This is a genomic window from Halalkalibacter oceani, from assembly GCF_023715605.1.
GTDB classification, from domain to species: domain Bacteria; phylum Bacillota; class Bacilli; order Bacillales; family Bacillaceae_D; genus Halalkalibacter; species Halalkalibacter oceani.
Window position 1 is genome coordinate 45,406 of sequence record NZ_JAMBOL010000018.1, and the last position, 9,872, is coordinate 55,277.

The 9,872-nt window shown below is 46.1% G+C and carries 9 protein-coding genes; 5 read left to right on the plus strand and 4 right to left on the minus strand.

Annotated features, from left to right (window positions below; all coding sequences use genetic code 11):
• Window positions 1-4 precede the first annotated feature (4 nt).
• A complete protein-coding gene (locus M3202_RS16375; RefSeq protein WP_251224374.1) occupies window positions 5-619 on the plus strand; it encodes a class D sortase in 615 nt (204 codons plus the stop codon).
• Between the two features lie 79 nt (window positions 620-698).
• Here the strand turns inward: M3202_RS16375 and M3202_RS16380 are convergent, their stop codons facing one another.
• Together M3202_RS16380 and M3202_RS16385 are read right to left on the minus strand one after the other, a co-directional pair.
• Window positions 699-1,355: a hypothetical protein gene (locus tag M3202_RS16380; protein ID WP_251224375.1), complete on the minus strand. Its 657-nt coding sequence runs from the start codon at window positions 1,353-1,355 to the stop codon at window positions 699-701.
• A gap of 24 nt (window positions 1,356-1,379) precedes the next feature.
• A complete protein-coding gene (locus tag M3202_RS16385; protein ID WP_251224376.1) occupies window positions 1,380-2,750 on the minus strand; it encodes a T7SS effector LXG polymorphic toxin in 1,371 nt (456 codons plus the stop codon).
• Between the two features lie 322 nt (window positions 2,751-3,072).
• Here M3202_RS16385 and M3202_RS16390 point away from each other — a divergent pair, with 322 nt between their 5' ends.
• The gene (locus tag M3202_RS16390; protein WP_251224377.1) at window positions 3,073-3,720 is read left to right on the plus strand and encodes a GntR family transcriptional regulator; all 648 of its coding nucleotides are present in this window, start codon (window positions 3,073-3,075) and stop codon (window positions 3,718-3,720) included.
• 26 nt (window positions 3,721-3,746) lie between these two features.
• Complete coding sequence (locus M3202_RS16395; RefSeq protein ID WP_251224378.1) at window positions 3,747-4,949, plus strand: mandelate racemase/muconate lactonizing enzyme family protein; 1,203 nt, start codon at window positions 3,747-3,749, stop codon at window positions 4,947-4,949.
• A 150-nt stretch (window positions 4,950-5,099) separates the two neighbouring features.
• Here the strand turns inward: M3202_RS16395 and trpB are convergent, their stop codons facing one another.
• Complete coding sequence (gene trpB, locus M3202_RS16400; RefSeq protein WP_432805979.1) at window positions 5,100-6,254, minus strand: tryptophan synthase subunit beta; 1,155 nt, start codon at window positions 6,252-6,254, stop codon at window positions 5,100-5,102.
• Window positions 6,255-6,575: 321 nt separating this feature from the next.
• On the opposite strand from trpB, the gene M3202_RS16405 reads away from it, so the two are divergent.
• A complete protein-coding gene (locus M3202_RS16405; protein ID WP_251193688.1) occupies window positions 6,576-7,100 on the plus strand; it encodes a CBO0543 family protein in 525 nt (174 codons plus the stop codon).
• 109 nt (window positions 7,101-7,209) lie between these two features.
• On the opposite strand, the gene M3202_RS16410 is transcribed toward M3202_RS16405, so the two are convergent.
• Window positions 7,210-8,436, minus strand: a complete 1,227-nt coding sequence (locus M3202_RS16410) for an ROK family protein (RefSeq protein ID WP_251224380.1) — start codon at window positions 8,434-8,436, stop codon at window positions 7,210-7,212.
• 154 nt (window positions 8,437-8,590) lie between these two features.
• On the opposite strand from M3202_RS16410, the gene M3202_RS16415 reads away from it, so the two are divergent.
• A complete protein-coding gene (locus M3202_RS16415; RefSeq protein WP_251224381.1) occupies window positions 8,591-9,745 on the plus strand; it encodes a mandelate racemase/muconate lactonizing enzyme family protein in 1,155 nt (384 codons plus the stop codon).
• The last annotated feature ends 127 nt before the right edge of the window (window positions 9,746-9,872 follow it).

Sequence of the window (9,872 nt, forward strand, 5' to 3'; positions counted from 1 at the left end):
TGATATGAGGAACAGTCAAAGCAAATTAATTATCGGTATCTGGCTGCTGCTGGTTGGCTTCATCCTGATTCTGATTCCCTTTCTATCTGAATGGCAAAGTAATCGAGACGCGAGGGCTTTGGAAGAAGCCCTCTCTCTCGTTGCTGATTCGGAGCAGAGCAATATCGAAGTGAATGTGATGGGGAAGACGATGACCGAGAACGAGCTCGAACAGGTGATGAGGCTTGAAATCCCGGTCATTGATCTTAATCAGCTTGTCTTACCTGAGACAACAGAGCAAAACCTGAAGGTAGCGCTCACGCAAATAAAAAAGGAGCAAGTACCGGGGGAAGGGAATTTTACGATTGCAGGGCATAGAGGATATCGGGCTGAGCGTCATTTTAGCCGCTTACCGGAGATAGACAAAGGCGATACGATTTTATTGCATGCGAATGATAAAACATATAAGTACCAAGTATTCTCTACAGAAATAATCGAACCAACTTATCTGGAAATATTGGAAGACCATCCATTCCGGCGGGAAATTACGCTGATCACATGCACGCGCGGAGGGCAGGAGCGAATCGCGGTAAGAGGGACATTAATGAATGAGACAGCCGCACTTGCTGTAGGAGAGTAAAGCTAGGAAGTACCCTTTAAGGTACATGAAAAGTACGGAGCGAAACGGGATTTAGCCCCTTTCACTCCGTCTTTTTTTCTTATGTACGTAAACAAATCCCGGCCCCTAAATAAAGGTACTGCGTGCCATCAAGGTCGATTTTAAGGGGGATCCATTCGCTGCCATCGTTCAGGTAAGCTGTGGCATCTTTCCAGTCCGGGCTGCTCTCGACTGCTTGGAGACGTAGCGTATCCATCTTCGACCAGTCTTCTTCGATTAATTGCTCTAAGTATTGCTGCTGCTCTTCCAACTCGTCTGAGCAGGCAATGATCTGTTCCTTGACTGAGAGAGCGAGGTCGGCGAGGTCAGTAAGCTGAGGCTCCGCTACGGCGGGAATCAGCCATATCCGTTTTAGCTCATCCAAGCTGATGTCAGAGACCAGCGCAAGGTCGGCTGCCGGATCGTAGCGCAGGGCTGTCCATAGCTCAGTAAATTGCCGCTCGGTAAACAGGAGAGGTACATATGAATCTTTGCCGGGCAGAGGCAGTTCCGGTGTCCAGATAATATGGTCGCCAAGCTTTCGCGCATTGACCCTGGAAATCTTCTTCGTGCCAAAGTTCAGTTTCAATTGCAGATCACCTGAGGCGGAGGTGACCAAATCATCGGTGTATCCTTCAAAAATCAGTTGGGACCCATAAGTGAGTTTAAGACGTTCGTCTGTCAGCTCGCCCTCTGTTTGATAGTGCAGCTGCTTCAAGTGCTTCTCCTCCTTCAATAAGTGCTAATTAATGTCATTTATCGACGGTAAGCCCCAGCGGTTGGAGTAACGCTGCCAGTCACTTTCCGGAATGAAGGAACGGTGCGTAATGACATCATCTTTTATTGTAATATGGTAGACGCCCGGCTGTCCGTTAATTGAGCCCGTATTTAAAAATTCCTCGCGTCCGTCCGCCCGTTTTACGGCCGGTTTCTTTGAAAGAATCGTCTGATCAAAAGAAGAAGGGAAGTTATGATGAGTGCCTCCATCCTCTCTCATTCTTCTGATTACGCGGTCATCATAGCGGATTGGCACATTCGATCCAAGCTTTGTCACCGCTCTCGTACCACGCGAGAAAAGTTTTCCGAAGCCGCCTAACAGAATGGAGGCGCCGGCCAAGCCCTGTTCCCAGCCTTCCAGCTCACGCCCTGTAATTGGATCACTGCCGCTTCCCGCCTCCACACCGGCCTTAATATTGCCGACAATCGGGATGAAGTCGAGGACGAACGACCCCGCTTCCGCCCAGCCGGAAGGAGTATCGATTTCATACTGCGCATCGTCGGTGTTCGATACTTGCTGCACGTTGTGCGCAGAATGAGCGAGAGGCACCGTGCCAAAGGTCAGGCTGCCATAAGGCTGCAATGTTGGATTGAACCAGTTGGGAAAACCGATTGGCGGATACCGGAAAGGATCATGACCAGCCAAAGCCAGAAAGGAAGACTGTTTCTGAAACAGTTCGGTTCTAAGATTAATGTGAGAGGCCTGAAACGTCAATTGGCCCGGATGGAACGTATTGACCGTCAGCCTGCCAAATTGAAACATTCTTTCCACATCAGTCACATACTGCTTCATCAGTTGGAGATCAGCCGCCACATTCGCCAGGGCCGATGTTTGCCGATGGTCGAATGTCAGCAGCTTCTCGACCGTTTCATCCGCTTCCTGTCGTGCCCGTTCAAGATGGTGCAACGCCTCTTCGTCCTGAATCCGTGGCAGGAAGAGGATGTCGCCCACTTGCTGAATAGCCTGATTGGCCGAATCCGTTAATTGAGTGATCACTGTTTTCGCCTGTTCAATTCCGGTTTGAATATTGTGGTCAAGGTAGCTTTGCTGAATAACCCCTTCTTGCGCGGGCTCCATAGCCTCAAGGGAGTTTATCATCTGTTGGATCGTCCGCTGGTAGTCTAAGAGGAAATGCTGAAAAAAACGTAAAAACGGCAGGTGGCATTCCTGAAAGAAGTTGCGGATTGCTCCTCCACCTTCGCCTTCAAAAGAATCGATGCTAATAAAAGCTGAAAGTTCTGCCTCAAGCCTGGCCATTTGTCCGGCTTGTTCGTGTAGCTTGGTCTGCAGGGATTGGAGATCATGATGCAGCGAGCTGACGACCAATGTTTTCATCGGCTACCCTCCTCTCTCACTGGAAAGATTTACTCTTTTTTTATTATAAAATTGATTTTACCGAGATGACATAGGAAAAAGTATAGATAAATGATCGGAAAATTCTCTATTTTTAAGAAAAGGGGTAAAGAGTATGGGGAGGAAAGGCGGAGCTCTGTGCCAATGGAACAAATCGTTGCTGTGCAGCTACCAGTCAAAAAAAGCTCAGTTTTTCGATTTTTTTGAAATTGATCATAGACAAACAGGGAAAGGTTATGTACTGTAAAAATAGATTATCGATAATCTATTGATAATCTTAGTTGTATGAGATAGGAGTAATCGTATGGCTCAAGCTGAGAAAAAATTGCTTAAACAAAAAATCTACTCGGAATTACAGCAGAGGATCCTCACCGGAGAGCTTCAGCCGAGGGAGCGTTTAGTGGAACTTGAAATCGCAGGCTGGTTTTCATGCAGTCAGGCTCCGGTAAGAGAAGCACTGCAAAAGCTAGAGGAAGATGGATTCGTTGAGCTGATTCCATTTACCGGGTCATTTGTGACAGCGCTGTCAGTCGAAGAAATGAAAGAGTTGTTTGAATACAGGAAGATGATCGAGCTCAATGCCGTTAAAAAGGTGATCGACTATTTAACAAATAAAGACCTGGAGGTGCTGGCTGACACGATCCAGTTAATGAGGGAAGCAGCGGCGGAAAAGGATTTGGGGAAGCTGATATCTTATGATATGTTTTTCCACCGTTATCTCGTCGAAAAAACCGGAAAAACAATCAGCCTGAAAATTTGGAGCCGGATTGATATGCATGTGCGCCGTTTTATTGCCCATACGCACCCCCGCTATTTTCATAAGCTTGAGGATATTGCGGAAACTCATGTTGCGTTATTCGAGGCGTTGAAGAACAGGGATGTCCAACAGGCAGTAGAGACATTTACAAGCCATATGGAAGTTAACGATATGCTAACGAAGCTTGGGCTGTAAGAGCGGCTCAATAAGGAGGACGGAAAGTGAAAATTACAAAGGTTGAAACGATTCGAACACCGGAACACCCCAATTTATTATGGGTACAGCTTCATACCGATGAAGGGATCATCGGGCTTGGAGAAACGACGCCGCGTGTCATGGGGGCTGAAACGATTATCCATGATATTTTGGCGGATATTTTACTTGGTCAGGACCCTTTACATATTGAGAAGCTCTGGCATGATATGTACCAGAGCGCCCACTATCACGGTTATGCCGGCTCTGAAATGCGGGGGATCAGTGCGATTGATCTGGCGCTGTGGGACATTTTAGGCAAATATACGAATCAGCCGCTTTACCGGTTGCTTGGTGGAAAATGTCGGGAGTCCATTCGGGTGTACAATACATGTGTGAGTCATGGAGCCTACAATGATTGGGAGCTCTCGCGCGAAAAACCGGGTGAGCTGGCGGAATCGCTGCTGAAAGACGGCATTACCGCGATGAAAATTTGGCCCTATGACCAGTTTAGCGAAAAAACGAGAGGACATTCGATTTCCAACGCCGATCTGCAAAAAGGGGTAAGCGTCTTTAAACAAATACGAGAGGCGGTTGGAGATGAAATCGAGATCGCTTTGGAAGGACATGCTTGCTGGAATGTACCGAGCGCGATTCGAATTGCCCAAGCGGTGGAGCCGTACCGGCCGATGTGGCTTGAGGACTTAATTGCTGTCGACTCGATTAGCTCGCTGAAGGAATTAAAAGAAGCGACATCAACCCCGCTTTGTGTCAGTGAGCGCCTGTTCTCACGCTTTCAATTTATGCCGGTGCTTGAGCAGCGGGCGGCAACGATTATCATGCCTGATATTTGCTGGGTCGGCGGAATTTCTGAAATAAAGAAAATAGCGACGCTTGCTTCGGCGTACCAGCTGCCGATTGCCCCTCACAACTGCGGCGGACCTGTACAAACGATTGCCTACTCTCACGTTTGTACGAGCACGGAAAATGTCATGATCGTCGAAACGGTACGCGCTTTCTATCGAAGTTATTATGAGGCTCTAGTTACTGAGCAGCCGGTTATTAAAGAGGGGCATTTATATCCACTGGAAAGCCCCGGACTTGGAACGGAGCTTTCTCCTTCGTTGCTAAAACGTGATGATCTCATACGCAAAGTGAGCACGCAAAAAAGCACGACAATCGGCTGGACGTCAGGCGATCCGTGGGAAGGGGAAGTCGGGAACCATTTTTAAGCCTGCCGGAAAGAACAGAGCAAGACTCGTTTCGATGGCTTCATACGTCACAAGCCCGTTATGAGCGGGTTTCTCATAACGGGCTTTTAAACAATCGTGGCGGTTCCGCTCTTTGGACGGGCCCTGCCTCATGGAACTAATTCTTTATTTTTACTGCTCCTTTATCATTTCGTACACTTGCTGGACATCCTTGTCTCCCCGACCGGAGAGGTTGACGATAATAATATCGTCCTTGTCCAATTCCTGGGCGAGCTTGCCGGCATAGGCGACAGCATGAGCGCTCTCCAGAGCAGGGATGATTCCTTCTACTTTTGAAAGCAGCTGGAACGCTTCAAGCGCTTCGGCCCCGGTGACGGTAACATATTCCGCCCGTCCCGTTTCTTTTAAATAGCTGTGCTCCGGCCCGATGCCCGGATAATCGAGCCCGGCGGCAACAGAATAGGTCGGCTTCGGATTTCCCTCTTCGTCAAGCAAGGTTAAGCATTTAAACCCGTGGATGACCGCGGGAACTCCTTCTGTAAGAGAAGGCGCTTCAGCCGGTTCGACGCCAATTAAACGCACGTCCGGCTCATCGAGATAGTGCGCGAAGGCCCCAATCGCATTACTGCCGCCGCCGGCACAAGCAACAACCGCGGTCGGAAGGCGACCTTCCTTTTCAAGAATTTGCTTCTTCGACTCTTCGCTTATCACCGACTGAAAGAATTTCACCATCGTTGGAAACGGATGGGGCCCAACAGCAGATCCTAATAAATAGAACGTGTTCTGATAGTTTTCAACGAGGTCATTTAAGGCGGCGTCAACGGCATCCTTCAACCGTCCTTGCCCGGCATCGACGGCGACGACCTTGGCCCCGAGCAGCTCCATTCTAAATACATTTAATGCTTGTCTCTCCGTGTCGAGTTTTCCCATATAAATTGTGCAGTCCATCCCGAAAATCGCGCAGGCTGTAGCCGTTGCCACGCCATGCTGCCCAGCGCCGGTTTCGGCGATAATGCGCGTGGCACCCATTCGTTTCGCCAGCAGAATCTGTCCGATCGCATTGTTGATTTTGTGCGCGCCTGTATGGTTTAAGTCCTCGCGCTTTAAATAAATTTTGGCCCCGCCGTTTTTCTCTGTTAAATGCTTGGCAAACGTCAGCGGATTTTCGCGGCCGACGAACTCCTTTAAGTAATACTTGAATTCCTCGATAAACTCGGGATCCTCTTTATACCGTTCAAATTGCTCATCTAACAGTCCAAGCACCTTCCCTAAATCTTCAGGGACGTAGCTGCCGCCAAATTGACCAAAGCTTCCTTTTTCACTCATGACCTTCAACTCCTATCTATTTGCATGGAAAAATGTGTGAAAATTCTGTACAACCTTACTGCTATTATAAAGCGTTGAATGATACGTGTCACTACCTGGAGAGAGAAGGGAATTTCTGTCGTTTTCTGAAATCCAGCTGTTATAGCAAGCTGTTCAACGTAAACAGGAGGCAAGAGAAAAGGCTGATTAACAGGAAATTCAGCTTTTTTGTACATAAAGGGTATAGCAGTAAGAAAAAAATGGGAATTCTATAGGAAAATAAATGAAGGAGTCAGTCTGATGAATAGTGATCAAATTGAAATGTTTGAATAGGTTCGTTCCATGCAAATCGAGTTAACGAAAGCCTATAAGGAATACTGGAAGCTGCATTCCGGCTTTGATGCGTGGCAATTCTGGTTTAATCTCGCACTCCTCATTATTCCGTTAATCGTCCTCTATTTTAAGATTGATAAAAAGCGTGCTTTTTTGCTCGGGTTTTATGGTTTTAACATTCATGTCTGGATCACCTATATTGATTCGATCGGGATAAGGCACGGCTTCTGGGGCTATCCCCATCAGATTCTGGTCGAAGTATCAAGCAATCTTGGCCTGGATGCCTCACTTGTTCCAGTATCTTTCATGCTGATGTATCAATGGACATTAAAGCACAACAAAAATTACTATTTGTACGCCATCCTATTAGCCGCGGTGTTCTCTTTTATTTGCAAGCCGATCTTTATTGCCATCGGCCTGCTGCGCCTATATGAGGGAACGTTATTCTACATGTTCTTCTTGTATATCGTCGTGCTTCTCTTTTCAAAGTTCATTACGAATGTGTTTATTATGCTGCGTAAGAAGGCGGAGTAAGTTATGACCACAGCCGAATATAGTAATGCTGAACTGTGGGGCTTTAGCCAGGAAGGAGCTATCCTGGCTTTGTATACTAGTCGCAGATAATTCAGAAGCAAAAGGAGCATTAAAGGGGGAGAGCAGCTTTTATCCCGTTCGTACTGCTTGTATCATTAATTAATTTAAGAGCAGGGGAAAGGGCTGTTTGTAAAGCGATCGTCCCCGCGCCGGTTAGCGTGAAAGGAATATTTTGTTGATGTTTCGGTAATTCGATTTTGGCGTAAGCTCTATCGTTTAAATCAATTGTATTTTCATACGATTTCTGAACCCAGTCTAATTGGGGCAGCTCATCATTCGTGCAGGTTCCCGCTAACACAATTCTGGAAGGATCATGTATTAATGATAGATGGGCTAAAAATTCACCTAAACGACGGGCTCGCTCCCGAAGTAATTGTGTTAAAGCTGGCTCGACCGTACTATGGGCGATCAGCTCATGAATATTATTAAAGGTAACGGGCAAATGTAAGCCTTTTGCTCTAGAAAGTATAGCCCGATCTGTAAGCAAGCTTGTCAGACAGCCTCTTTTTCCACACTCACAAAGCGGTCCTTGAGGATCCCATGGGATGTGCTCTAAAATACCAGCTTGCCCCTGTTTTCCGCGAATCACTGTATTATTGACGACAATCGCCATCCCGATCGTTGTCCCTACATTGATAAAGAGTAAGGCATGATCTTGCGGGAGCGGCTGGGCTTTATAGGCTGTAACCGCCATTGAATGCACATTTGTATCGATAACCGTTTTAATTTGCAGCTGATTTTCGAAAATAGAGACAATTGGGACGTTCTCCCATCCAAGCACATTTTGATCAAGGATTGTTCCTTTCTCAATATCAACTTTTCCGTATAAAGTAATGCCGATACATAAAACCGTTTTGTCGCCTGTGTTAAGCTTTTTGATATGTTCCACTATAAGCTCTAGCACTGCTTCTGCGGACTCCGGCCTGTCAAGCCGAATAAAGTCGCTTATCTCTCCAAGTAAATTCATTAAGCCAATATCAATCCAGAAGTTCCCTATATGCACACAGGCAACAAAATAAGTACGGTCATTTAATGACAAAGGAATAGGTCTTCTTCCAGACGAAATAGAAATCGAGTCATTTTTTTTCTCAACGACCAGTTGAGCACCGATGCATTCATTAATAATTCTCGTTACACTTGCTCCTGTCAATCCGATATGTTCCGAAATTTGATTCCTGGCCATAGGTTCTTTTGTAGAGAGCAGGTTAAGAATATTACTGCGGTTAATGGCTCTTAAAGAGTCCGCTTCTTTCTTTTCTGAATAGAGTTTCGTCATAAGGGCCTCCCTAGCTAATCTGTCTATAAAATTTTATCATAATTAATTGCACAATGTAATTAATTATGATACATTAAGAATCAAGAAACGTCTGAAAATTATTAATTAAACATATATAATTACTTTCTGTAAGTAATTAAGAAAGGGTAAGTAGATGAAAATAGAAGAAGTGAAGGTCTATTATGTGAAGGCGTCTAACGATTCATGGGTTTGGCTGAGAATGACGACGGATGAAGGTTTTGAGGGGTGGGGTGAAATTACAGGAAGCAGTAATGACGAAGCAACAGCCCAAATAGTCGAGAAAATAGCAAAAGAAATTTATGGGCAGAACCCTCTTCATGTTCTGAGTCATCTTTCCACTTATATAAAAGCCTCCTATCCGTTTAATGGAGTAAATCGCTATTTCTCGACCGCCTGGAGCGGGATTGATCAATGCTTATGGGACATTAAAGCCCAGTCGTTTGGCCTGCCGTTAAACTGGCTGCTTGGAGGATACGGTAAAAATGAAATCGCTTTATATGCGAATTTAAACAGAGGGCTTCTCCATGATCGTTCCCCGGACGCTTTATTGGAAAATGGAAAGCAGGCGATAGAGAATGGGTTTTCTATTATTAAATGCACACCGTTCGATGAGGTAACACCGGCAGCATCAGTTCAGAGCATGGAGAAGGGGATTAAAAGACTTGAGAAGCTGGCATCCCAGGTGCCGCTGAGTAAGGTTGCCATTGATTGCCACCATCGATTTCACAGAGTTCATTTAAATCATTTGACGAAAGAGCTTGAGCAACTCGGGATGCCTTATTGGATTGAAGATCCTGTCCCAGTAGCTCAATTAGAAACACAGCAGATGATAGCACAAAGCTTTCCGGCAATCCGTTGGGCAGGCGGTGAAACTTCCTACACCATAAGTGAAATCATTTCTTTGTTGCAGTCGCGCGCTTTTGACATCGTTATGCCTGACGTCAAGCATTGCGGAGGTGTCAGTGCCTTGAAAACAATTATCCCGTTAATTGAAGCAAGTGGAGCCAAGGTGTCTTTGCATAATCCAAGTGGTCCAATTGCAACAGCTTTTTCAGCTCATTTGTTGGCGCTTGCTGCAAGTCCTGAACCGTTAGAGTTTCCTTGGGGGGCTGCGATGGAGAGAAGAGAGGCGGTGTTACCATTTGAAAATATTCAAAAAGGGAGCTATCAGCTTAATGAAAAGCCGGGAATCGGGATAAGGCCGAGTCAGGAATTCCTGGACGAATTCTCTCTGGTCTGGTCAAAAGGCTGCTGGATTCGTACAAATCAAACAATCGTGAAAGGATAGTAAGGAGCATTCCTGTAATGAAGAAATTTGAGGATTGAACAAAAAAGAGCCCTCTTGGTATTATACGAGGTGTCCAAAGCTTCGAAGCAAAAATGGACCCTTAAATTAGTAACCAAGGAGGACTCGT

Coding starts and splice junctions, on each gene's coding strand:
- M3202_RS16410 (WP_251224380.1), bottom strand. CDS start 8,436: ATGACGAAACTCTATTCAGAAAAGAAAGAAGCGGACTCTTTAAGAGCC.
- M3202_RS16375 (WP_251224374.1), top strand. CDS start 5: ATGAGGAACAGTCAAAGCAAATTAATTATCGGTATCTGGCTGCTGCTG.
- M3202_RS16405 (WP_251193688.1), top strand. CDS start 6,576: ATGCAAATCGAGTTAACGAAAGCCTATAAGGAATACTGGAAGCTGCAT.
- M3202_RS16415 (WP_251224381.1), top strand. CDS start 8,591: ATGAAAATAGAAGAAGTGAAGGTCTATTATGTGAAGGCGTCTAACGAT.
- trpB (WP_432805979.1), bottom strand. CDS start 6,254: ATGAGTGAAAAAGGAAGCTTTGGTCAATTTGGCGGCAGCTACGTCCCT.
- M3202_RS16385 (WP_251224376.1), bottom strand. CDS start 2,750: ATGAAAACATTGGTCGTCAGCTCGCTGCATCATGATCTCCAATCCCTG.
- M3202_RS16390 (WP_251224377.1), top strand. CDS start 3,073: ATGGCTCAAGCTGAGAAAAAATTGCTTAAACAAAAAATCTACTCGGAA.